This window comes from Pseudomonas sp. NPDC090752 (assembly GCF_055584805.1).
This window is the reverse complement of sequence record NZ_JBVJLI010000001.1, coordinates 525513-549005: the sequence shown is the minus strand read 5'-3', so window position 1 is coordinate 549005 and position 23493 is coordinate 525513. Positions and strand designations below refer to the sequence as shown.

At 59.1% G+C, this 23493-nt stretch carries 19 protein-coding genes; 15 read left to right on the top strand and 4 right to left on the bottom strand.

All coding sequences use genetic code 11. From position 1 onward, the window contains the following. Complete coding sequence (ppsA, locus tag ACZ6YA_RS02335) at positions 1-2424, top strand: phosphoenolpyruvate synthase (protein ID WP_465895151.1); 2424 nt, start codon at positions 1-3, stop codon at positions 2422-2424. A 67-nt stretch (positions 2425-2491) separates the two neighbouring features. Here ppsA and ACZ6YA_RS02330 read toward each other — a convergent pair whose 3' ends face one another. Then, on the bottom strand, positions 2492-2962 hold the full coding sequence (locus ACZ6YA_RS02330; protein WP_465895150.1) for an Lrp/AsnC family transcriptional regulator: 471 nt from the start codon (positions 2960-2962) through the stop codon (positions 2492-2494). Between the two features lie 169 nt (positions 2963-3131). Here ACZ6YA_RS02330 and ACZ6YA_RS02325 point away from each other — a divergent pair, with 169 nt between their 5' ends. The 5 genes from ACZ6YA_RS02325 to ACZ6YA_RS02305 all read left to right on the top strand — a co-directional run bounded on the left by ACZ6YA_RS02325 (position 3132) and on the right by ACZ6YA_RS02305 (position 9514). Beyond that, positions 3132-4385 carry an allantoate amidohydrolase gene (locus ACZ6YA_RS02325; RefSeq protein ID WP_465895149.1) on the top strand — a complete coding sequence of 418 codons (1254 nt, stop codon included), beginning with the start codon at positions 3132-3134 and terminating at the stop codon, positions 4383-4385. Between the two features lie 75 nt (positions 4386-4460). Then, positions 4461-5687: a diaminopropionate ammonia-lyase gene (locus ACZ6YA_RS02320; RefSeq protein WP_465895148.1), complete on the top strand. Its 1227-nt coding sequence runs from the start codon at positions 4461-4463 to the stop codon at positions 5685-5687. A 29-nt stretch (positions 5688-5716) separates the two neighbouring features. After that, positions 5717-7417 (top strand): APC family permease, encoded by a 1701-nt coding sequence (locus ACZ6YA_RS02315; protein ID WP_465895147.1) that lies wholly within the window; start codon positions 5717-5719, stop codon positions 7415-7417. 15 nt (positions 7418-7432) lie between these two features. Then, a complete protein-coding gene (locus tag ACZ6YA_RS02310) occupies positions 7433-8599 on the top strand; it encodes a M20 aminoacylase family protein (protein ID WP_465895146.1) in 1167 nt (388 codons plus the stop codon). A gap of 291 nt (positions 8600-8890) precedes the next feature. Next, positions 8891-9514 carry an NUDIX hydrolase gene (locus ACZ6YA_RS02305; RefSeq protein WP_465895144.1) on the top strand — a complete coding sequence of 208 codons (624 nt, stop codon included), beginning with the start codon at positions 8891-8893 and terminating at the stop codon, positions 9512-9514. A 424-nt stretch (positions 9515-9938) separates the two neighbouring features. Here ACZ6YA_RS02305 and ACZ6YA_RS02300 read toward each other — a convergent pair whose 3' ends face one another. The 3 genes from ACZ6YA_RS02300 to aptA form a co-directional block, all read right to left on the bottom strand. After that, the gene (locus ACZ6YA_RS02300) at positions 9939-11243 is read right to left on the bottom strand and encodes an aminotransferase class III-fold pyridoxal phosphate-dependent enzyme (protein WP_465895142.1); all 1305 of its coding nucleotides are present in this window, start codon (positions 11241-11243) and stop codon (positions 9939-9941) included. 216 nt (positions 11244-11459) lie between these two features. Then, complete coding sequence (locus ACZ6YA_RS02295) at positions 11460-12956, bottom strand: CoA-acylating methylmalonate-semialdehyde dehydrogenase (RefSeq protein WP_465895141.1); 1497 nt, start codon at positions 12954-12956, stop codon at positions 11460-11462. A gap of 70 nt (positions 12957-13026) precedes the next feature. Further along, positions 13027-14373: an omega-aminotransferase AptA gene (gene aptA / locus ACZ6YA_RS02290; RefSeq protein WP_465895140.1), complete on the bottom strand. Its 1347-nt coding sequence runs from the start codon at positions 14371-14373 to the stop codon at positions 13027-13029. Between the two features lie 100 nt (positions 14374-14473). Between aptA and ACZ6YA_RS02285 the strand changes: the two genes are divergently transcribed. From ACZ6YA_RS02285 to ACZ6YA_RS02245, 9 genes are all read left to right on the top strand, one after another. After that, positions 14474-15394, top strand: a complete 921-nt coding sequence (locus ACZ6YA_RS02285) for a LysR family transcriptional regulator (RefSeq protein WP_465895139.1) — start codon at positions 14474-14476, stop codon at positions 15392-15394. A gap of 217 nt (positions 15395-15611) precedes the next feature. After that, entirely contained in the window at positions 15612-16448 is an 837-nt protein-coding gene (locus tag ACZ6YA_RS02280; RefSeq protein ID WP_465895137.1) for a transporter substrate-binding domain-containing protein, read from the top strand. Positions 16449-16504: 56 nt separating this feature from the next. Continuing rightward, positions 16505-17326 carry an amino acid ABC transporter ATP-binding protein gene (locus ACZ6YA_RS02275; RefSeq protein ID WP_465895136.1) on the top strand — a complete coding sequence of 274 codons (822 nt, stop codon included), beginning with the start codon at positions 16505-16507 and terminating at the stop codon, positions 17324-17326. Between the two features lie 10 nt (positions 17327-17336). Continuing rightward, complete coding sequence (locus ACZ6YA_RS02270; protein WP_465895135.1) at positions 17337-18008, top strand: amino acid ABC transporter permease; 672 nt, start codon at positions 17337-17339, stop codon at positions 18006-18008. 10 nt (positions 18009-18018) lie between these two features. Beyond that, positions 18019-18684 (top strand): amino acid ABC transporter permease, encoded by a 666-nt coding sequence (locus ACZ6YA_RS02265; RefSeq protein WP_100851659.1) that lies wholly within the window; start codon positions 18019-18021, stop codon positions 18682-18684. 49 nt (positions 18685-18733) lie between these two features. Then, positions 18734-19609, top strand: a complete 876-nt coding sequence (locus tag ACZ6YA_RS02260; RefSeq protein WP_400794539.1) for a dihydrodipicolinate synthase family protein — start codon at positions 18734-18736, stop codon at positions 19607-19609. A gap of 58 nt (positions 19610-19667) precedes the next feature. After that, positions 19668-20948 (top strand): NAD(P)/FAD-dependent oxidoreductase, encoded by a 1281-nt coding sequence (locus ACZ6YA_RS02255; RefSeq protein WP_465895133.1) that lies wholly within the window; start codon positions 19668-19670, stop codon positions 20946-20948. Beyond that, positions 20945-22426, top strand: a complete 1482-nt coding sequence (locus ACZ6YA_RS02250) for an aldehyde dehydrogenase family protein (protein ID WP_465895132.1) — start codon at positions 20945-20947, stop codon at positions 22424-22426. Before ACZ6YA_RS02255 ends, ACZ6YA_RS02250 begins: the two co-directional genes overlap by 4 nt. A 10-nt stretch (positions 22427-22436) precedes the next feature. Next, positions 22437-23465, top strand: a complete 1029-nt coding sequence (locus tag ACZ6YA_RS02245; protein WP_465895131.1) for a proline racemase family protein — start codon at positions 22437-22439, stop codon at positions 23463-23465. Positions 23466-23493 lie beyond the last annotated feature (28 nt).

The window sequence follows — 23493 nt, the reverse complement described above, 5'->3', positions numbered from 1 at the left end:
GTGGTTGAGTATGTAGTTTCCCTCGATAAGCTCGGCGTTCATGATGTGGAGCATGTGGGGGGCAAGAATGCATCCCTGGGCGAGATGATCAGCAACCTTGCCGGTGCTGGCGTGTCGGTGCCGGGCGGCTTTGCCACTACGGCTCAGGCGTACCGTGATTTTCTCGAACAGAGCGGGCTGAACGACCGCATTCACGCGGCGCTCGATGCGCTGGACGTCGACGACATCAATGCCCTGACCAAGACCGGCGCGCAAATCCGCCAGTGGGTCATGGAAGCCGAGTTCCCGGCGCGCCTTGATTCGGAAATCCGTACGGCCTTCGCCGAAATGGCCGCCGGCAACGACAACATGGCCGTCGCCGTGCGTTCCTCGGCCACCGCCGAAGACCTGCCGGACGCGTCCTTCGCCGGTCAGCAAGAAACCTTCCTCAACATCCGTGGCGTCGACAACGTGATCCGGGCGGCCAAGGAAGTGTTCGCCTCGCTGTTCAACGACCGCGCCATCGCCTACCGCGTGCACCAGGGCTTCGACCACAAGCTGGTGGCCCTGTCGGCCGGCGTGCAGCGCATGGTCCGTTCGGAAACCGGCACTGCCGGCGTGATGTTCACCCTCGACACCGAGTCGGGCTTCCGCGACGTGGTGTTCATCACCGGTGCTTACGGCCTGGGCGAAACCGTGGTGCAGGGGGCGGTCAACCCTGACGAATTCTACGTGCACAAGAACACCCTGCAGGCTGGCCGCCCGGCCATCCTGCGCCGCAACCTGGGCAGCAAGGCGATCAAGATGATCTACGGCGACGAGGCCAAGGCCGGTCGTTCGGTCAAGACCGTCGAAGTCGACCGTGCCGAGCGTGCGCGCTTCTGCCTGAGCGATGCCGAAGTCAACGAGCTGGCCAAGCAGGCCATGATCATCGAGCAGCACTACCAGCGCCCGATGGACATCGAATGGGCCAAGGACGGTGACGACGGCAAGCTGTACATCGTCCAGGCACGTCCTGAGACCGTGAAGAGCCGCGCCAGCGCCAACGTCATGGAACGCTACCTGCTCAAAGAGAAAGGCACCGTGCTGGTCGAAGGCCGCGCGATCGGCCAGCGTATCGGCGCCGGCAAGGTCCGCGTGATCAAGGATGTGTCCGAAATGGACAAGGTCCAGCCCGGCGACGTACTGGTCTCCGACATGACCGACCCGGACTGGGAACCGGTGATGAAGCGCGCTGCGGCCATCGTCACCAACCGTGGCGGGCGTACCTGCCACGCGGCGATCATCGCCCGTGAGCTGGGCATCCCGGCCGTGGTCGGTTGCGGCAACGCCACCCAGGTACTGAAAGACGGCCAGGGCGTGACCGTGTCCTGCGCCGAAGGCGACACCGGCTTCATCTTCGAAGGCGAACTGGGCTTCGACGTGCGCCAGAACTCGGTCGACGCCATGCCCGACCTGCCGTTCAAGATCATGATGAACGTCGGCAACCCGGACCGCGCCTTCGACTTCGCCCAGCTGCCCAACGCCGGTGTCGGCCTGGCGCGCCTGGAGTTCATCATCAACCGCATGATCGGCGTGCACCCCAAGGCGCTGCTGAACTACGCGGGCCTGCCGCCCGACCTGAAAGACAGCGTCGACAAGCGCATCGCCGGCTACAGCGACCCGGTCGGCTTCTACGTCGAGAAGCTGGTCGAGGGCATCAGCACCCTGGCTGCGGCCTTCTGGCCGAAAAAGGTCATCGTGCGCCTGTCGGACTTCAAGTCCAACGAGTACGCCAACCTGATCGGCGGCAAGCTGTACGAGCCGGAAGAAGAAAACCCGATGCTGGGCTTCCGCGGCGCTTCGCGCTACATCAGCGAGTCGTTCCGTGACTGCTTCGAGCTGGAATGCCGTGCGCTCAAGCGTGTGCGTAACGAGATGGGCCTGACCAACGTCGAGATCATGGTGCCGTTCGTGCGCACCCTGGGCGAAGCCAGCCAGGTCGTCGGCCTGCTTGCCGAAAACGGTCTGGCCCGCGGCGACAACGGCCTGCGCGTGATCATGATGTGCGAGCTGCCGTCCAACGCCATCCTGGCCGAGGAATTCCTCGAATACTTCGACGGATTCTCCATCGGTTCGAACGACCTGACCCAGCTGACCCTGGGCCTGGACCGCGATTCCGGTATCATTGCTCACCTGTTCGACGAGCGTAACCCGGCGGTGAAGAAGCTGCTGGCCAACGCGATCCAGGCCTGCAACAAGGCTGGCAAGTACATCGGCATCTGCGGCCAGGGCCCGTCGGACCACCCGGACCTGGCCAAGTGGTTAATGGAACAAGGAATCGACAGCGTATCGCTGAACCCAGACTCAGTGATCGAGACCTGGCTCTTCCTGGCGGAGAATGCAGAACAGGAAACCATTGAGTCCTCAACACTCGAAGCCCTGGTTGCCTTCGCCCAGCGATAACGGGTAGCAAGCAAGTTCAGCAGCACCGCACGGGGGCAACGACAGTTGGCCCCGTCGCATTCCACGCTCAATCTTCCAGGTCGGTCGGCACCGCGAGCCCGGTTTTGACATTGCTCATTGAAACCAATGTTTTGAAGCGTTTGACGTTGTTGCTCTGGAAAAACAGCGCTCTGGTCAACTGCGTGTACTGCTCCATGTTCCTGACCAGCATGATCAGTACGAAATCACACTCCCCTGCAACGTAGTAGCACTGTTGAACCTGCGGACACGACATGAAAGTCCTTTTCATTTCATCCAGCAGCTCCAACCGCTCACTCTCAACCTCAACCTCGGTAATGACGGTCAGCATGTAACCCAGGCTCGCAGGGTTCACCTGCGCTACTGTGCGCTGAATCACCCCTTCGCTACCCAATCTCTTCAATCGCCGATTGACCGCCGCAGAGGAGAGACTTACCTGCTCGCCAAGATCGATCTGGGATGTTGTTGCATCACGCTGGACCACGTCCAGCAAGGCACGGTCGAAGGAATCAAGGCTCATGGTCAACTCGAAATGAATCCATAGATTGAAGCGATAAAACGCAATAAAACTACGAGAACAGGCACAAAATCAAGCTTTCATACACACCTAATGGAATATCATTTTTACCTAACCACAGAACAAGAATGCGAACATCGGGGCATCCGCCCTTCGCACTGGGGAGATAAAAATGACCAATTTGTCTGGCTTGCAATTGAATGGTGCGAAGCTTCTTCAGCAGATCAAGACCTTGGGCGATATCGGTACTGACCTGACCCACGGCGGCAGGACGCGTATCGCGCTCAGCGATGCGGAAAAAGCGGGCCGCGATCAAGTAGTGGCCTGGATGCGCGAGCTGGAACTGGACATTCAGATTGATCGTATCGGCAATATTTTTGGTTCGCTCCGCTGCGCAAGCGACACCGGACACGATCGCCCCTTCATGATGGGTTCGCATATCGACACGGTCACCAACGCCGGGGCCCTGGACGGCTGCTACGGTGTGCTGGCTGGTCTGGCCGTACAGCGCGCATACCGTGAGGCAGGCGTCTTGCCAGCGCGCACCATCACCGTGGGCGCTTTTACCAACGAGGAGGGTGTGCGCTACCAACCGGACATGATGGGCTCGCTGGTCTATGCCGGCGGCTTGAGTGTTGAAGACGCCCTGAACACCGTGGGTACCGACGGCAGCCGCCTGGGTGACGAGCTTGCACGAATCGGCTATGCCGGCGAGCTGGAACCAGGGTTCATGGTGCCCCACGAATACCTGGAGTTGCACATCGAACAAGGCCCCATTCTGGAGGCTGAAAACACTTTGATTGGCGTGGTGGAAAATTTGCAGGGGATTTCCTGGCAGCAGGTGACCGTAAAAGGCAATGCCAACCATGCTGGTACTACGCCTACGCGCATGCGGCACGACGCAGGCTATGTGGCTTGCGCCATCACCACCGAGTTGCGGCACCTTGCCAAAAGCAGCGCTACCACCCTCGCGACTATCGGCTGCATGACCTTCGAGCCTAATGTGATCAACGTTATCCCGCGTCGTGCCAGCTTCACTGTCGACCTCAGGGACCCGGACGAAAGCAAACTGCTGAAAGCTGAACAACAACTTGCCGCGCGACTTGCAGAAATTGGCGAAGAAGAAGGGGTGTCGATTGAAACTGAGCAACTGGTGCGATTCCAGCCTGTGACCTTTGACTCATCCCTGGCAAATGCTATCGAAGACTCTGCCCGACGCTTTGGCTTCAGCCACCGCCGCATGACTTCGGGCGCAGGCCACGATGCGCAGATGATTGCCCGCATTGCGCCTGCCGCCATGATCTTTGTGCCCAGCCGTGGAGGCATCAGCCATAACCCCCGCGAACATACTGACGATGACCAACTGCTCAAAGGTGCTGAAGTGCTGCTGGATGTCGTCCAGCGGCGCTTGATCACGCCCCACTGATCTCCCCTACCCACATGTGCTCGCCGGTAATTACCGGCGGCAGTAGCCCCACTTTGCCTGCCATTGGAGTCCGAAATGCTGTTAGCGAACCCGAACGTAACGCGTCAACCCTACCCTGATGATCTCAAGCGGATCATGAGCATCGCCAGTGCCAACCAAAGTCGCCAGTGGCTTGGCCAGTGGTCGAGCATCAATGCCAATGGCACCCCGCTGTATGACCTGCCAGGTCTTGCTAGTGAACTGGGCGTGGCCCAGGTATGGGTGAAAGATGAATCGGTGCGTTCGCAACTGGGCAGTTTCAAGGCGCTCGGGGCGCCGATTGCTTTGGTGCGCCTGATCATGCGTACCTTCGCTGGTCGCCAGTTCAACGCTGCCGACCTGTTTGCCGGCAAGCATTCCGCCGAGCTGGCCAACTTCACTGTCATCAGTGCTACCGATGGCAACCACGGACGTGCGTTGGCTGCCGCAGCCCAGAGTATTGGCTGCCGCTGCGTAATCGTGCTGCATGCCAACGTCAGCGTCGAGCGAGAGACGGCCATCGCTGCCTATGGCGCACAGATCGTACGCATTCCCGGCAACTACGACGAATCTGTCGAGGAAGCGGCCAGCCTGGCAGAGCGCAACAGCTGGCTGGTCGTATCTGATACTTCCTACGAGGGCTATCAGGATATCCCCAGGGATGTGATGCAAGGCTATGGCAGCATTCCCGCTGAAATCATTGAAGACTTGCAAGCACAGAGCACACCAAGGCCACCGTTTACTCATGTATTCCTGCAAGGCGGCGTGGGGGGCCTGGCAGCGGGTATTGCCAGTTACCTGTGGGAGCACTTTGCTGAGCAACGCCCTACCATCATCGTTGTTGAACCGTCGCAAGCGGACTGCCTTTATCAAAGCGCAAAGTCCGGCAAAGCAGCCAAAGCAACTGGCTCGGTGGATTCTGTGATGGCAGGCTTGGCCTGCGGTGAGACCTCACCTCTGGCCTGGCAGTTCCTGCGGCCATGCGTTGACTTCTTCATGACCATTGAGGATCACGAAGCCGTGGCATCGATGAAACGATTGGCTCAAGGAAGCCAGCAAGACATTCCGTTAGTTGCGGGTGAGTCCGCAGTTGCAGGTCTCTCTGCCCTGACCCGACTGATGCAGTCCCCAAGCTTGGCTGCGGACGTCGGGCTCGATGCGCAATCGCGCGTGTTGCTTATCAGTACCGAGGGTGCAACGGCCCCGGGCGTTTACGAAGAGCTGGTGGGCGAGTCGAGCGACTCCGTACTCAAGCGTCAAGTGGATTGGCAATCCCGCACCTAATTGCCGGCCTTTCCTGATCCCGCTGAGGTGTGCGCCTGCACACCTCGGACGGGCTGCTCCAGACAAAAATAACAGTGGAGTTCATCATGCAAAAAACCGCTCGCAATATAGGGCCGTGGTCACTCATGCTTACGGGCCTGGGCTCTATCATCGGCTCCGGCTGGCTTTTCGGTGCTTGGCATGCCTCAGCAATCGCGGGGCCTGCCGCCATCCTGGCTTGGGTTATCGGTGCAGTGGTCGTGCTGGCTATCGCCTTGACCTATGCCGAGATGGGCGCCATGTTCCCCGAGTCAGGCGGCATGGTGCGCTATGCCCGTTACTCCCATGGTTCACTGACCGGTTTCCTGGCAGCCTGGGCAAACTGGATTTCCATCGTTTCGGTCATTCCAATCGAGGCCATCGCCTCGGTGCAGTACATGGCCTCATGGCCCTACCCGTGGGCCCAATCCATGGTCACCAACGGGGAACTGACTACCCACGGCCTGTGGGCGAGTGCCGCACTCGTACTGGTTTATTTTGCCCTCAACTACTGGGGGGTGAAGCTGTTCGTCAAGACCAACACTGCTATCACCACCTTCAAGTTGGTAGTACCGGCTTTGACCGGTGTGACTCTGATCTGGGCGAGCTTCAATACCGAGAATTTTGGCGACGGTACAGCTTCAAGCTTCGCCCCTTACGGTTGGTCGGCAGTCTTCACCGCCGTCGCAGCCAGCGGCATCGTATTCAGCTTCAACGGTTTCCAGAGCCCAGTGAGTTTGGCCGGTGAGGCACGCAACCCTGGCAAAAGCATCCCCTTCGCGTTGATTGGCTCAGTGCTCATTGCCTTGGTGGTCTATGTGTTGCTACAGGTCGCGTTTATCGGAGCAGTCAGCCCACAAAGCATCGCCACTGGCTGGCATAGCTTGAATTTCGACTCGCCACTGGCGCAGCTCGCACTGGCATTGAACTTGAACTGGCTAGCCATGCTGCTGTACCTCGATGCCTTCGTCAGCCCTTCCGGGACAGGCTCGATCTATACCGCCACCACGGCGCGGATGATCTACGCCATGGAGCGAAACAACACCATGCCCAAGGTGTTCGGCAACCTCCACCCGCTCTATGGGGTCCCTCGTCCGGCCATGTGGTTCAACCTGGCGGTCTCTTTCATCTTCCTTTTCTTCTTCCGCGGCTGGGGAACCTTGGCGGCCGTAATCTCGGTTGCCGTCATCATCTCCTTCCTGACAGGCCCTGTGAGCCTGATGTCGCTGCGCGTGACTGCACCCGATGTACCTCGACCATTGCGCCTCAAGGGCATGCAGTTCATTGCACCATTCGCATTCGTGTGTGCTTCGCTCGTCCTGTACTGGGCGCGCTGGCCGCTGACGGGCCAAGTGATCTTGCTGGTTGTCGGGGCCCTGCCGCTGTTCTTCTATTACCAAGCCAAACAAGGCTGGAAAGGATTCGGCAGGGAGTTAGCCGCCGCAGGGTGGCTGATCGGCTATCTACCTTGCATGGCACTTGTTTCCTACATCGGTAGCGAGGCGTTTGGGGGCATCGGGCTGCTCGCCGAAGGCTGGGACATGCTGGTCGTTGCTGGCGTTGCGCTTGCCTTCTACATGCTGGGTGTACGCAGTGGATATCACACACCTTACCTTGCAGAGAGCGTGGTGTGGCATCGGACAGATCATCCCGCAGATGCGACTGAGCTGCTTCCCGTTACCACAGCAGCACACCCTCCCCTTTCCCAATGACCAGGATTTGTCACGATGACCTTTGACGCAACTTTCGAGCAGCGCCTCAGATCCTGGCGTCATGCTTTCCATCGCCACCCCGAAATAGGCTTCGAGGAGTTCGACACCGCAGTCCGGGTCGCTCACATCCTTGAGAGCTTCGGCCTGCAAGTCTTCCAAGGCATTGGCGGTACCGGGCTTGTCGCCAGCCTGCGCGTCGGCGACGGTGACGGCTGCATCGGCCTTCGAGCCGACATGGACGCTCTAAACATTACCGAACAAGCGCTTCATCTCAATCATGCATCCTGCATCAGCGGCAAGATGCATGCTTGCGGGCATGACGGCCACATGGCCATGATCTTGGGGGCGGCAGAACTATTATGCCAACGTCGCAATTTCAATGGCACTGTGCGCTTCATCTTCCAGCCAGCGGAGGAACACGGCTGTGGCGCCAAAGCCATGATGGCAGACGGGCTGTTCGAGCGCTTTCCCGTCGACGCTCTCTACGGCGCCCATAACATGCCAGGCATGCCTGCCGGTCACATCGCAACCCGAGTGGGCGGAATCATGGCCAGCGAGGACAACTTCATCATCCGAATCCACGGACAAGGGACTCATGCTGCTCGCCCGCACATGGGAATCGACCCTCTGGTTATCGGGGCGCAGATCGTACTGGCGTTGCAAACAGTGGTTGCGCGCAACGTGGATCCCAGCTTGTCCGCCGTTGTGTCCTGCACCGAATTCACAACCGACGGCATTCGCAACGCAATTCCCACTCATGTGGTCATCAAGGGTGACACCCGCAGTTACGCCCCAAGCGTACAAGCCCTACTGGAAACTCGCATGCGCGAATTATGCCTGGGTACATGCGCCGCACACGGCGCTACCTGCACGTTCGAGTACACCCATGAGTTTGCACCTACAGTGAACTGGCCTGAGCAAACCGCATTGGCCGTTGCAGCGGCGCGTAATACAGTGGGCGAGTCAGCAGTGGATGGCGATGTCATGCCGATGATGATCTCGGAAGATTTTGGCGCGTTCATTCAGCGGATACCTGGCAACTTCGTCTTTATTGGCAATGGCGCAGGCGGGCAAAAAGGGGCTACGCCTCTGCACAATGCCTCCTACGATTTTAACGACGAGATTCTTGTCACCGGAGCACACTACTTTGCCGAGGTGGCTCGCCTGGCCCTGCCGGCCTGAACAGCGTCGACGCAAAAAACATAAGCCAGGCTTAGCCTGGCTTATGTTTCACTGATACAGGGTCGCTCAGAGTCGGAAATGTCCCCTTCTGGTTCACCTCACCCTGTTGTCGAAGCAACCACGAATAAAGAGTTTAGGATCGCGAACGTGACCCTCAACATGTCCATCGTAAGTTTTCTCGATCGGCTCCAACGATCGCTTGGCATTGCAATTCTTTATCCGACCAAATGCACCCCACAGAAGCGTCAGTCAGGTAGATTTGAAATTTAGCTTGGCGAACGGAGGCATCCGATGGAGAACAACTGGCTCAGCCACGCAAAACAGCTTCAAGCACTTGCATCTACCGGCCTGCATTTCTGTAAAGATGAATTTGACCGAGAACGATACCAACAGATCGCTACGATTGCCCATACAATGTTGTCTGATCTTGCTACTGTGCCGTTATCTCGCATTGAGGGTCTGGTGTCTGACTTTGGCAAAGGATATGCCACGCCCAAGGTCGATGTGCGGGGAGCATTGATCAAAGATGATAAAATCTTATTAGTAAAAGAGAAAAGTGATCGCTTGTGGACTCTCCCGGGTGGCTTTGCGGATGTGGGTCTCTCAGCAGGTGAAAATATCTGTAAGGAATTCATGGAGGAAGCCGGAATCCAGGTATCTCCAGGGAGGCTGTACAGCATCAGGCACAAGGCCAAGCACGAGTACACGCAGGATGTGCGCGATTTCTATAAAATTTTCTTCCTCTGCGATCAAGTAGGTGACAATGATCCTTCAAGTGGTAATGAAACAATAGATGTGGACTACTTTGCTCTTGACTCTCTCCCGCCGTTATCCCGAAGCCGCGTTATCGAGTCGGATCTGGAATTAGCTTTTGCATTCCACCAAGCATCCTCACCGACGGTATTTTTTGACTAATGACACATCGCACCGTAAATGCCTACTGCAAGGCATTTTTATGCACGGCACTTTGATTTCAGGCTTACTATCAGTAGGCATAGCTCCGGAGTTTCTTGGGGAAGTCTCATTGAAAAAAAATCAATAGAGCTGAATAACTCAAAACCGAACTCATGAGTCTATTCCCATATCTCTTAGCCATGAGATTGACTCGGGGAGCAAATTCAAGTCACTGGTAACGTCTCCTGCATATAGGGGAGCGCGGAATGCAAACGGCCGCCCATGAGCGATCAGACCAGCAGTTAGGTGCTCAGCAATTTCCTACCCGATGCACTTAGCTGTAGCCATATCGTAGTACGTCTGCCGGATTACAAAATCCATGAAAAAGCCGCCACTAAGGGCGGCTTTGGCGAGATCAATGACCACGACCCGTCAACTTACGGCCTCAGCCCAGAATCGAACCAAGCACCTCATCGAGGATGGCAACACCGGCCGTAATTTCATCCGCGCTGACAATGCATGGCGGTACCACGTGAATGCGGTTCTCGACCACGAACGGCAGCAGACCCTGCTCCAACAATTTGGCCTTGATTTCCTGCATCTTGTCGGCGGCCAGTGGGGCACGGCTTTGTTGGTCGCTGACAAGTTCAAGTGCCCAGAATACGCCAGCACCGCGGACTTCGCCGACCGAGGGGTGACGCTGCTGCAACTCGCGCAGGCGCGGGCCCAAGACGTTGGTGCCGATGTCCAATGCATTCTCGACTACTCGCTCACTGCGCATGGCGTCAATGGACGCTACGATCGAGGCCATGGCCAGTGGGTGGCCGGAGTACGTCAGGCCGCCTGGGAAGAAGTGAGTTTCGAAGTAGCTGGAGATCTGCTCCGAGATCACTACACCGCCCACAGGGACGTAACCCGAGTTGACGCCCTTGGCGAAGGTGATCAGATCAGGCACTACACCATAGTGCTCCAGGGCGAACCATTTGCCGGTCCTGCCGAAGCCCGACATTACCTCGTCGAGAATCAGCATGATGCCGAACTCGGTCGCCAGCGCTCGAACACCCTGCATGTACTCAGCGGACGGCATCAAGATACCGGCAGTGCCTGGCAGGCTCTCCAGCAAAATGGCTGCGATCGAATTCGCACCTTCCGCCTCGATGACACGGCGCAAATGACGCAGTGCACGCGCGGTCTCTTCGGCCTCGGTCTGCGCGCTGAACTCGCTGCGGTATAGATAAGGGGTGAAGAAGTGGACATGGCCACGGGCAAATTCATTCGGCACGCGACGAGCGTCACCAGTAGCGACGACCGCCGAGCCGGTATTGCCATGGTACGACCGGTAGGCGGACAGCACTTTGTCACGCCCGGTGAACAGCCGCGCCATGCGCATGGCGTTTTCATTGGCATCAGCGCCGCCGTTGGTGAAGAACACCTTTTTGAAGCCCTTCGGCGCTTGCTCAATGATGCGCTTGGCCGCTTCGCCTCGCGCGAGGTTGGCGGTCGCAGGGGCCACGGTCATCAACGTGGAGGCCTGTTCTTGGACCGCTTTGATGACTGCGGGGTGCTGATGACCCAAGTTGGTATTTACCAGTTGGCTGGAGAAGTCCAAGTAGCGCTTACCGTCGTGGTCCCATACCGTGCACCCCTCCCCGCCTGCGATCACCAGGGGGTTGAGTAAACCTTGCGTCGACCACGAGTGGAACACATATTCTCGGTCCAGACCTTTAACGTATTCGTTGGTGATTGCCATGATGCACAGCGACCTCTAATTGATCAGCCTGACAAAGAAAAGCCGCCAGCGTGGTGGCGGCGAGGTCTCCAGCCAAGGCTTTTGACAAAGGGTGAGAAGGTTGGCCCGACAGGCCATCAGGCCCCTCTCTGGTGATTCCTACAGGTTGAGCGACAGCGCCATCGGCGTATCTCCGTCAGAACAGCCGACAGCGCCGCCACTCGAACTCATGAGTCCTCAGCTATTGCTGGGGAACGCGAATTGCGCCGCTTCGTGGCTGGTGCGCTTCGGCCAGCGCTGGGTGATGGCCTTCTTGCGGGTATAGAAACGCACGCCGTCCGGGCCGTAAGCGTGCAGGTCGCCGAACAGCGAGCGCTTCCAGCCACCGAAGCTGTGGTAGCTCACCGGTACCGGCAGCGGTACGTTGACGCCAACCATGCCCACTTCGATCTCGTCGCAGAACAGACGTGCCGATTCGCCGTCACGGGTGAAAATGCAAGTGCCGTTGCCGTACTCGTGATCGTTGATCAGCTTGATCGCGTCCTCAAGGCTGTTCACGCGCACAACGCACAGTACTGGGCCGAAGATTTCTTCTTTGTAGATGCGCATCTCCGGGGTGACGCGGTCGAACAAGGTACCGCCAACGAAATAGCCGTCCTCGTTACCAGCTACCTTGAAGCCTCGACCGTCTACGACGACTTTGGCACCAGCAGCTACGCCATCGTCGATGTAACCCACGACTTTGTCGCGCGCAGCAGCGGTGACCAGCGGGCCCATGTCAAGGCCGCAGGTGGTGCCGGCACCAATTTTCAGTGCCTTGATCTGAGGCTCCAGCTTGGCGATCAGCGCATCAGCTACCCGGTCACCTACACACACGGCCACGGAGATCGCCATGCAGCGCTCGCCGCACGAACCGTAGGCGGCGCCCATCAGCGCGCTAACGGCGTTGTCCAGCTCGGCGTCCGGCATCAGCACCGCGTGGTTCTTGGCGCCGCCCAGGGCTTGCACGCGCTTGCCGCGCTTGGTGCCTTCAGCGTAGATGTACTCGGCGATCGGGGTCGAACCGACAAAGCTCAGGGCCTTCACTTCAGGCGCCTCAATCAGTGCGTCCACCGCTTCCTTGTCACCGTGCACCACGTTCAGCACGCCATTTGGCAGGCCGGCTTCGTGCAGCAGTTCAGCGATCAGCAGAGTCGAGCTTGGGTCACGCTCGGACGGTTTGAGGATGAAGCAGTTACCGCAGGCAATAGCCAGTGGGTACATCCACAGTGGCACCATGGCTGGGAAGTTGAACGGAGTGATGCCGGCTACAACGCCGATTGGCTGCAAGTCGCTCCAGGCGTCGATGTTTGGGCCGACGTTGCGGCTGTACTCGCCCTTGAGGATCTCGGGAGCAGCACTGGCGAATTCGACGTTCTCGATACCGCGCTTGAGTTCACCAATGGCATCTTCAATGGTCTTGCCGTGCTCTTCGCTGATCAGTTGGGCAATACGCTGCTCGTTCGCCTCCAGAAGTTGCTTGAAGCGGAACATCACCTGGGCGCGCTTGGCCGGCGGAGTGTTGCGCCAGGCCGGGAAGGCGGCTTGGGCCGAGTCGATGGCCTTTTGCACGGTGGCGCGGCTCGCCAGACCCAACTTGTGGATAGCCTGGCCAGTGGCCGGGTTGAAAACGTCAGTGGTGCGCGCATCGTCAGCGACGTGTTCACCGTGGATCAGGTGCTTGATAGTAGCCATCTTCTTTCCTCAAGCTTGGTGCCAAGCTGTTTGTTTGTTGTATGGGTGCAAGCGCGGGTGCGCAGACTGATCAGTTGATGCCTTGGAGAGCTTCTCCCACGGCATCGAACAGACGATCCAGTTCCTGGGGTTTGGTATTGAAAGTTGGTCCGAACTGAAGGGTGTCGCCGCCAAAGCGGACATAGAACCCAGCTCGCCAGAGCGCCATGCCTGCTTCGAATGGGCGGATAGCGGCATCGCCATCGCGAGGGGCGATCTGAAGCGCACCAGCCAATCCGCAATTTCGGATATCGATGATGTGCTTTGCCCCACGCAGACCATGAATGGCCTTCTCGAAATACGGTGCCAGGTCCGCGGACTGTTGAACCAGGTGCTCTTTCTCAAGCAGTTCCAGCGTCGCTAGACCGGCAGCGCAGGCCACAGGATGGGCCGAATAGGTGTATCCGTGAGTGAACTCAACTGCGTACTCCGGAGACGCTTGGTACATGAAGGTGTTATAGATTTCGCCCGAGGCGATCACCGCGCCCATTGGAATGGCGCCATTGGTGATCTGTTTTGCCACATTCATAAGGTCCGGTGTGACACCGAAATACTCTGCTCCGGTCATGGTGCCCATGCGACCGAAAGCGGTAATGACTTCATCGAAAATCAGCAAGATGTTGTGCTGATCGCAGATCTGGCGGAGGCGCTGCAAGTAACCTTGCGGTGGGACGATCACCCCTGCCGACCCCGACATCGGCTCGACAATCACCGCGGCAATGTTCGAGGCGTCATGCAGTTCGATCAGTTTCAACAGCTCATCGGCGAGCGCGACTCCACCGGTTTCAGCAGCGCCTTTGGTAAACGCAAGATCTGGTTGCAAGGTATGCGGCAGATGGTCGACATCCATCAACTGGCCAAACATCTTACGGTTGCCACCGATGCCACCCAGGGAAGTGCCAGCCACGTTGACGCCGTGGTAGCCACGAGCGCGACCGATCAGCTTCGTTTTCTGCGGCTGACCTTTCAGGCGCCAGTACGCTCGGGCCATCTTGACGGAAGTGTCGGCACTCTCCGACCCCGATCCTGTGAAAAAGACGTGATTGAGGTTGCCCGGCGCAAGGCTGGCGATTTTCTCGGAGAGCTGGAACGAGAGGGGATGCCCGTACTGAAAGGCCGGTGAGTAGTCCAGGGTCACCAATTGTTTCGCGACAGCGTCGGCGATTTCCTGTCTGGAGTGCCCAGCGCCGCAGGTCCAAAGCCCTGAGAGGCTATCGAACACCTCACGGCCATGCTCATCGATCAGCCAGTTCCCTTTCGCGCCAACGATGAATCGCGGGTCTTTTTTGAAATTCCGGTTCGACGAGAAAGGCATCCAGTGAGATTCGAGCCGGAGACCACTGGCCAGAGATAACGGTGCTTGCAAGGCCTGATTCATGACAGTGGTCCTGAACGTGGATGATGGGCGTAGCTTGTGCCGGAACCTCACATACGTTAAATCTATATTTTCTTGCGCTCAGTTATCGGATTGCTCACGCATGACAAAAAAAATACCGCTACAGCAGATCAGTGATTTTGATTTAAGGCTTTTGCGAGTCTTCAAGACCGTCGCCGAATGCGGCAGTTTCTCCGGTGCTGAGAGCGCCCTGGGCATTACTCGCTCGGCTATCAGCCTGCACATGGGCGACCTTGAAAAACGGCTGGGAATGCGGCTCTGTCAGCGCGGCCGAGCCGGCTTCGCACTGACGGATCAAGGGCGCGAGGTGTTGCGAGCGAGTGAAACGGTCCTGGTTGCCATCGAAGGCTTCCGCAGCGAAGTCAACCAGATGCACCAGCATCTGCGGGGCGACCTCAATCTGGGGATCGTGAACAACTTGGTGACGCAACCCAAGATGCGCATCACCCACGCGCTCAAGGCGGTTCGCGCTGAAGGCAGCGGGGTCCGGATCAATCTAAGCATGAGCACCCCTGGAGAAATCGAGCGCGGCCTGCTGGATGGGCACCTTCATGCGGGGGCCGTGCCACTGATCTCTCCCCTCTCAGGGCTGGACTACAGCCTCCTCTACGAGGAACGATCCAACCTGTATTGCAGCCATGAGCATCCACTGTTTGCCAAGGCATCCAGCATTAGCGACGAGGACCTGATGTTGGCCGATGCAGTCGTTCCAACCTACAGGATGACAGCCGAGGCAATCGGCTTGCACCAGTTGCTGAACTTTGCCGCTTCAGCCACTGACCGCGAAGGCATAGCGTTTCTGATCCTGACGGGTAGCTATATCGGGTTTCTCCCTGACCACTACGCCGCTTCGTGGGTTGAAAAAGGGCTGATGGCGCCCCTGGACCCTGGTAGGCTGTATTTCGACTCCAAGATCGCCATCGCTACCCGAAAAGGACGCAGACAGAACCTCATCCTTGAGCGTTTCCTAGACACACTGCACCTCAGCAATATGCCCGCCTAACATCCCGATCATCCCCTCGCGTCCTTCACCCCCACTCACAAAAACATCGTGAGCGGGGGTGCTTTGCTCCAAAAAATTATTTCCAGCGTGTTGACACACTCCGCACAACCGCAATAGCCTGAATGCACTGCTGCACACAATGCGGCACTCAACATAAAACAACGATTCGCCCGCTTACTCTTCTGCCTACAAGAACAAATCACCGGAGAGATTCAACATGGCACGGTCCTTTTCCAGCAAAGTCGGTGGCAGCCTCGCTTGCATAACCACAGCGCTGACCCTCCTGATCCAGCCCGCCGCCCACGCCGAGGAACAAACATGGCAGAGCGTGCAAAAGGCTGGGGTCCTTCGCTGCGGCGCAGCGGTAGCAGCACCCTACGTGATGCGCGATCCCTCTTCAGGTCAGTACAGCGGCTACTTCGTCGACCTTTGCCGCGATTTCGCCGAGAACGTGCTGAAGGTGAAGGCACAGTTCGTTGACACCAGCTGGGATAACCAGGTGGCCGGTTTGCAGAGTGGTAAATGGGACATGGCAATGGCGCTCAATAAGACGCCAGAGCGTGCCAAAGCGGTGGCCTTCTCCGTGCCCGCCACGGACTACCAGATCTCGTTGCTGGTCAACAAAAAGAACCCCAAGTTCGCAGGCCTCGGTAACAACCTGGCCGACTACGACAAGCCCGGCGTGACGATTGCCGTGATCTCCGGCACCGCCGCGGACAAGGCAGTCTCCGCGGCGATCAAGAACGCGACGCTGATGCGCCTTCCAGGGTCCGATGAAACCCGTATGGCACTGATGTCCAAACGTGCCGATATTCTTGCCGACGCCAACGACACCAACCATCTCTTCGCCATGGCTAACGACTGGACAAATGAAGTGCTTCCAGTGCCGGCACTGGCCAAGCAGGGCGTCTCTTTCGCCCTCGCCCTTCAGACTCCCCCCGAGGATATGGCTCAACTCGATGCTTATCTGGCCCAACGCCGCGAGGCAGGTGAGATCGACAAGCTGGTAGACAAAGCCTCTGCCGAAATCCTTGCGGGCAAAAAAGCCCAGTAACCCCTGCCGATATGCCGAGGGGCCTGACCAAGGGCACCCTCGCGGAGACGACACTGATGATCAGTCCTCATTTGGTGGCCTCGCAGCCACAGGCTTCGCTCAACCCGAATTTCGCTCAGGGCGGCTCTTTCATCCAGCTTCAAGGTGTACGCAAAGCGTATTCCGAACAGCTGGTGGTCATGGACGGCATGAACCTGGATATGCGTGCCGATGACCGCCTGGTGATCATCGGGCCGTCCGGCAGCGGCAAAAGCTCACTGCTGCGTGTGCTTATGGGCCTAGAGGGCATCCAGGGTGGCAGCATCCAGTTCCAGGGCAAACCGTACATCGACGGCAGCCGCAAACACGGTAAGCCACTCGACGAAACCCTGCACAAGCAGATCGGCATGGTGTTTCAGCATTACACCCTGTTCCCGCACCTGTCGGTGCTCGGCAATCTGATCCTGGCCCCCGTGAAGGTGCACGGATTGAGCAAAGCCGAGGCCACCGAAAAAGCCCGTGCCTACCTCGCCCGCCTGGGCCTGGAAAGCAAGCTGCACGCATATCCCAGCCAACTTTCAGGTGGCCAGAAGCAGCGTGTAGCAATCGCCCGGGCGTTGATGCTTGAGCCGCGCCTGATGCTGTTCGATGAAGTCACCTCGGCGCTGGACCCGGAGATGGTCATCGAAGTGCAGAACGTGATGATGCAGCTGGCCGAGCAGAAGATGGCGATGATCATTGTTACCCACGACATGCACTTCGCCCGTCACATCGCCACGCGCGTGGTGTTCTGCGCCAATGGGAAAGTGGTCGAGCAGGGCCATCCCGAACAGATCTTCACCCAGCCCAAGGAAGCTCGCACCCGCGAGTTCCTGGAAAAGGTCGTGCATTTCGAGTGAGGGCACTGCCATGAACTATCAATTCGACTTCCATTTCTTGAACGGCAGCCTGCCGGCGCTGCTGGACGGGCTCAAGGTGACACTGGAACTGGCCCTGGTCTCGAACCTCATCGGTCTGACCTGCGGCTTCCTTCTCTGCCTGATGACGCTGAGCCGCTGGTTCTTCGTACGCTGGCCAGCTCAGCTGTTCATCGAGTTCTTCCGCTGCACACCGGCTCTGTTGCAGATCGTCTGGTTCTTCTATTGCGTGCCGATGTTGTTCGACGTGTTCATCGACCCGATCGTCATGGGCTTCCTGGCGCTGGGCCTGAACCTCACCGCCTTCAACGCTGAGGCCTACCGGGCCGGCGTACAAGCTGTGCCGCGCGAACATGTCGACGCATCGATCGCGCTTGGCCTCAAGAGCTGGCAACGCACCGTTTACGTAATTCTGCCGCAGTCCATGCGTAGTGCATTGCCCGTGCTGATCACCAATGGCATCGGCACCCTGCAACAAAGTGCGCTGGTCGCCATCGTTGCCGTAGCTGACTTGATGTATGTGGGCAAAAGTCTGGCCACCGAGGCCTATCGCCCACTGGAAACCTACACCCTGATCGCGTTGATCTACTTCGCCCTGTCGCTGCCAATCGCGCAACTGGTGCAGTGGTTCGAGCGGCGTCAGGAACTGGCCGGCCAGCGCTGAGGAGATAGCCATGCCACTCGATTTCTCGGTTGTTCTGGCGTACTGGCCAGTGCTGCTCAAAGGCCTGCTGCTGACCTTGGCGTTCACCGGCGCCTGTGCCCTGCTGGGCAGTTTGCTGGGCTTCGTGGTTAGCATGCTGCGCCAGGTGAAGACCCCACTGCTGCGCCTACCGCTGACTCTCTACGTAGAGTTTTTCCGCGGCACGCCGCTGTTGATCCAGTTGTTCTGGGTGTTCTTCTGCTTCCCTGTGGTGTTCGGCCTGGACATCCCGCCGTATGTGTCGGTGTTGATCGCACTGACGCTGTTCATGGGCGCCATCACCAGCGAGACCTTCCGCGGCGCGCTGAAGTCGATCGCCAGTGAACAGCATGATGCCTGCACCGCGCTGGGCCTGACCTCGAAGGTCAAGGTGCTCTACGTGATCTTCCCGCAAGCCCTGCTGCGTGCCGTGCCACCCCTGCTGTCAAACGTGGTCAGCTTGTTCAAGGAGAGCGCGCTGATCTCCTCGGTGGGTGTCGCTGACCTGATGTTCGTTGGCCAGAACATTTCCAACAGCACTGCCCGCCCGGTCGAGTTCCTCTCGGCGGTGGCAGTCATTTACTTCCTCGTAGCCTTCCCGCTGACCCGACTGGTCGGCGTGGTTGAAGGGCGCCTGCTGCGCCGCTACGCCTACTGACCCGACCTGACCGGTCTTGATCAACTGAAATAACCACCTGGAGATACTGATGAAACTGAATGGCATCCTGCCCGCCCTGGTTACCCCTTTTGACGCCGCCGGCAAAGTCGACCACGACACCCTGGCATCCATCTTGGAGCACCAGCTCAAGGCCGGCGTGAGCGGTTTCGTACCGCTGGGCTCCACGGGTGAATACTACGCCCTGGCCAACGACGAGCGCCGTCAGGTGCTGGCAACTGTCAAGGAAGTGGTCGGTGACCGCGGCACTCTGATTGCCGGTGCCAACGGCTCGTGCACCCGTGAAGTGCTGGAGCAGATCAAGCAGACCGTCGAGGCCGGCTACACCAACCTGCTGATCGCCCCGCCCTATTACGCGCTGCCTTCCCAGGAAGAGCTGCTGGCCCACTACAACACCATCCTTGAGACCTTCCCTGAAATCAACGTGGTGCTCTACAACTACCCGGTGCGCACCAACGTCGAAGTGGGCCTGGATGTCATCGCCGCGCTGCACGAGCACCCGCGCGTGATCGGCATCAAGGAAAGCAGCGGCAACCTGTTGCGTGCCATCGAAATCGGTGAAAAATATAAAGGCATTCAACTGTCTTGCGGCTCCGACGACCAGGCTTTGGACTTCTACCTGTGGGGCGCCGATAGCTGGATCTGCGGCCCGGCCAACATCTTCCCGGAGAAGGTCGTTGCCTTCCATAAAGCCTTCACCGGTGGTGATATCCGCGGCGCGCAGCAGATCATGCGCAGCCTGTTCCCGGCCATGGCCAACCTGGAAAGCGGCAAGTTCGTACAGAAGGTCAAGTACGGCGCCGAGCTGGCAGGCTTCAAGGTCGGCCCAGCACGTGCCCCGCTGCTGCCGCTGACCGACGACGAAAAAGCCGAGTTCCGCAAGGTGTTCGAAGCTTCTCAGCAGTAATGCTCCACGGGGCCGCTATGCGGCCCCCTCGCACCCTCTCTTGATACGAGACAGACTCATGAACACCCCACAATCGTCATCGCAGAACGCCGTAGTCATCGGCGGCGGTATCGTCGGTGTCTGCTGCGCGCTGTACTTGCAGCGCGAAGGCCACAAGGTCACGCTCATCGACCCCGCCGCACCGGGCGACAGTACCGCCAAGTGGAGTTGCGGTCAGATGGCGGTCAGTGAAGTCATTCCATTGTCCAAGCCGGGCATTCTGATGAAGATCCCGGGTTGGCTACTGGACCAGAAAGGCCCCCTGGCCCTGCGCCCAAGTGCACTGCCGGGCATCCTGCCTTGGTTCCTGCGTTTCCTGGCCTGCGCCCGTTCCTCGAAGATCCATGAGATCGCCCAAGACATGGCCCGCCTGACCCAGCATGTTTACCAGGATTACGCCCCGTTGCTCGAAGCTTGCCCGGACAAGACCTTGTTGGGTGACCGGCCGATCCTCGAAGTATTCGACTCGCCCGCAGGCCTGGCCCACGAACGTCCCCACCTGGAGCTGCGCAAGCAGCTGGGCTTCAAATCGGAAGAACTGGATGGCGCGGCGATCGGTGACTTGGAGCCGGCATTGGCCGGCAAGTTCCAGCATGGCCTGATGTTCCCGGACTGGCGCGCTGTCAACGACACCGAAGGCTTTATCGCTGCGCTCACCGAAAGCTTCATCAACCAAGGCGGCACCCGCCTGCGCCAAAGCGCCGTGAAGATTGATGAGAACCACGACCGCGCTAGCGGCGTAACCCTGGCCGACGGCACTCGCGTGCCGGCCGACCATGTAGTGGTCGCCGCAGGCACAGGTGCCCGCCCGTTCTTCGACAGCCTCGGGGTGAACATTCCGCTGGCAGGAATTGCCGGTTACCAGGCCGTCCTGCCCCAGCCGGAGGTGGAAATCCGCCACTCGGTGATCTACGCCGACGGCGGCTTCTGCTTTGCCCCAATGACCCGCGGCTTACAGATCGGCGGCACTATCGAGTTTGCCGCACCTGGCGCCGAGCCGAACTTCAAACGCGCCGAAATCATCATGGAAAAGGCTCGCCGCGTTCTTCCGCAGCTCAATACCCAGGGAATGGAGTTCGGTGTGGGTTACCGGCCGTTCTTGCCAGATACAAAGCCAGTTATCGACCGCTCCCCCCGCCTTGACAACGTAATCATGGCCTTCGGCCACGGCCAGCTCGGCCTGACGCTAGGCGCCACCACCGGCCGCCTGGTTGCCGACCTGGTAGCACACCGCACACCAGCACAAAGTCTGACCGCATTCAGCGCCCGTCGCTTCGCCCTTATCGGAGGTACTGCATGAACCGCTACGACCAGTTCTACATCAACGGCCAATGGGTCAGCCCAATCAACGGTGGCAGCTTCGAATCTTTCGATCCCAGTGACGAGAGCCTGATTACCACCGTGGCCTCCGGCTGCGCCGAAGATATCGATGTTGCGGTCAAAGCCGCCCGCGCCGCCTTCGATGAAGGCCCATGGCCGCGCCTGAGCGGCGCCGAGCGGGGCGAGTACCTGCGCAAGATCGCCGACGGTATCCGTGCCCGGCAAGAGGAATTGGCGACCATCGAGGTACGTGACAACGGCAAGCCATTCCCGGAAGCCATGTGGGACATCGGCGACACCGCTGGCTGTTTCGACTTTTATGCCAACCTGGCCGAAGAGCTTGATCGTAACCGCGAAAAAGACGTGAGCCTGTCCGACGACCGTTTCAGCTCGATCGCCCGGAAGGAGCCGATCGGCGTTGCCGGTGCCATCGTGCCGTGGAACTTCCCGATGCTGATGGCTTCGTGGAAGATCGCCCCTGCCCTGGCGGCAGGCTGCTGCATCATCCTCAAGCCCGCCGAACAGACCTCGCTGACCGCGCTGGAGCTTGCCCGCATCGCCGACGAAGCTGGCCTGCCGGCCGGTGTGCTGAACATTGTCACCGGCCCGGGTTCAAAGGTCGGTGCAGCGCTGACCGCGCACCCAGGCGTGGACAAGCTGGCCTTCACCGGCAGCGTGCCGGTGGGCAGCCGCATCATGCAAGCCGCCGCCCAGGACATCAAGAACGTGACCCTGGAGCTGGGCGGCAAGTCGCCGTTCGTGATCTTCGCCGACAGCGACATCGAGAAGGCCGTCGAGTGGATCATGTTTGGCATCTTCTGGAACAAAGGTGAAGTCTGCTCGGCCACCTCCCGCGTGCTGGTCGAGCGTTCGGCCTATGAGCCGCTGCTCAAGCGCCTGGCCGAGGAAACTCGCAAGATCAAGATCGGCAACGGCATGGAAGAAGGCGTGCTGCTCGGCCCGCTGGTCAACCGTAACCAGTACGATGGCACCTTGCAGGCCATCTCGCGCGGGCTGGAGGCAGGCGCCCGCCTTGTATGCGGCGGCGAGCGTCCAGCGCATCTGGACAAAGGCTTCTACCTGCAACCGACCGTATTCGCTGATGTCCCAGAAGATAGCTGGATCTGGAACGAGGAGATCTTCGGCCCGGTCGTGTGCATCCGCCCATTTGACACCGAGGAAGAAGCTATCAAGTCCGCCAACAACTCGCGCTTCGGCCTGGGTGCAGCGGTCATGTCCAAAGACTTGGAGCGCTGCGAGCGTGTCGCCCGTAAGTTCCGCGCGGGTATCGTCTGGATCAATTGCTCGCAACCGACGTTCACTGAAGCACCATGGGGCGGCTACAAGACCAGTGGCATCGGCCGCGAACTGGGTGAATGGGGCCTGAACAACTACCTGGAAACCAAGCAGATCACCCGCTACGACAGCGAACAGCCTTGGGGCTGGTACATCAAGTGAGGGTATAGCCATGCGTTGGAAACAGACGCTTCAGCTGGCTGAAGTGCACTGCGAAGGCGAGATCGGCAAGGTCATCACCGGGGGCGTCATTGGCGTCCCGGGTGCCACCATGCTCGACAAGATGAACTACATCAACGAAGTCGACGACAGGCTGCGCCGCCTGGTGACGCTGGAGCCACGTGGTTGCCTCCAGATGTCGGTCAACCTGCTGCTGCCGCCAACCCGCCCTGAGGCGCATGCCGGCTTTATCGTGCTGCAAGCTGACAAGGCCCACCCGATGTCCGGTAGCAATTGCATCTGCGTGGTCACTGCATTGCTCGAACTGGGCATGGTGCCGATGCAGGAGCCGGAAACCACGGTAGTGCTGGATACCCCGGCCGGCCTGGTCACCGCCCGCGCTCAATGCGCGGACGGCCGTTGCCTGAGTGTGTCGCTGGACATGGTGCCAGCCTTCGTCGAGCACCTGGACCTGGCCATCGAAACCGAAGCGTTCGGCACGATCAACATCGATGTGGCCTTTGGCGGTGTCTACTACGCCCTGATTGATGTCGAACAGACCGGGCTTTCGATCGCCCCGGAAAATGCCCGCGCCTTGGCCGATGCCGGCGTTGCATTGAAGGACGTGATCAACCGTCAGTTGAACATCCAGCACCCGCTGCTGCCCTCGGTCAACGAAGTGGCATACGTGATGTTCCGCAACCGCCTGGACGATCGCACCTATCAAACCTGCACCACGCTGCCACCAGGGCGGGTTGATCGATCGCCCTGCGGCACCGGTAGCTCGGCTAATCTCGCCACCCTGGCAGCACGTGGATTGGTACAGCCAGGCGATCATCTGGTTTCCCAATCGACCATTGGCGGCCAGTTCCAGGTCGCCCTGCTGGGCCATGCCGAGGTAGCCGGCAAGCCTGCGGTTTTACCACGGGTGACCGGTCGGGCGTGGATTTACGGCCTGCAACAGCTGGGGGTCGATCCTGACGACCCACTCGCGGGGGGCTTCATGCTGAGTGATACGTGGGGAGTCGGCTTGAGTCAGTGACCCATTGTTTACCTGTGCTCGGGTTAAA

Bases quoted from the DNA above. Each gene is read 5' to 3' on its own strand.
- ACZ6YA_RS02330 (WP_465895150.1), bottom strand. From the start codon at position 2,962: ATGAGCCTTGATTCCTTCGACCGTGCCTTGCTGGACGTGGTCCAGCGT.
- ACZ6YA_RS02325 (WP_465895149.1), top strand. From the start codon at position 3,132: ATGACCAATTTGTCTGGCTTGCAATTGAATGGTGCGAAGCTTCTTCAG.
- ACZ6YA_RS02320 (WP_465895148.1), top strand. From the start codon at position 4,461: ATGCTGTTAGCGAACCCGAACGTAACGCGTCAACCCTACCCTGATGAT.
- ACZ6YA_RS02310 (WP_465895146.1), top strand. From the start codon at position 7,433: ATGACCTTTGACGCAACTTTCGAGCAGCGCCTCAGATCCTGGCGTCAT.
- ACZ6YA_RS02305 (WP_465895144.1), top strand. From the start codon at position 8,891: ATGGAGAACAACTGGCTCAGCCACGCAAAACAGCTTCAAGCACTTGCA.
- ACZ6YA_RS02300 (WP_465895142.1), bottom strand. From the start codon at position 11,243: ATGGCAATCACCAACGAATACGTTAAAGGTCTGGACCGAGAATATGTG.
- ACZ6YA_RS02295 (WP_465895141.1), bottom strand. From the start codon at position 12,956: ATGGCTACTATCAAGCACCTGATCCACGGTGAACACGTCGCTGACGAT.
- aptA (WP_465895140.1), bottom strand. From the start codon at position 14,373: ATGAATCAGGCCTTGCAAGCACCGTTATCTCTGGCCAGTGGTCTCCGG.
- ACZ6YA_RS02285 (WP_465895139.1), top strand. From the start codon at position 14,474: ATGACAAAAAAAATACCGCTACAGCAGATCAGTGATTTTGATTTAAGG.
- ACZ6YA_RS02280 (WP_465895137.1), top strand. From the start codon at position 15,612: ATGGCACGGTCCTTTTCCAGCAAAGTCGGTGGCAGCCTCGCTTGCATA.
- ACZ6YA_RS02275 (WP_465895136.1), top strand. From the start codon at position 16,505: ATGATCAGTCCTCATTTGGTGGCCTCGCAGCCACAGGCTTCGCTCAAC.
- ACZ6YA_RS02270 (WP_465895135.1), top strand. From the start codon at position 17,337: ATGAACTATCAATTCGACTTCCATTTCTTGAACGGCAGCCTGCCGGCG.
- ACZ6YA_RS02265 (WP_100851659.1), top strand. From the start codon at position 18,019: ATGCCACTCGATTTCTCGGTTGTTCTGGCGTACTGGCCAGTGCTGCTC.
- ACZ6YA_RS02260 (WP_400794539.1), top strand. From the start codon at position 18,734: ATGAAACTGAATGGCATCCTGCCCGCCCTGGTTACCCCTTTTGACGCC.
- ACZ6YA_RS02255 (WP_465895133.1), top strand. From the start codon at position 19,668: ATGAACACCCCACAATCGTCATCGCAGAACGCCGTAGTCATCGGCGGC.
- ACZ6YA_RS02250 (WP_465895132.1), top strand. From the start codon at position 20,945: ATGAACCGCTACGACCAGTTCTACATCAACGGCCAATGGGTCAGCCCA.
- ACZ6YA_RS02245 (WP_465895131.1), top strand. From the start codon at position 22,437: ATGCGTTGGAAACAGACGCTTCAGCTGGCTGAAGTGCACTGCGAAGGC.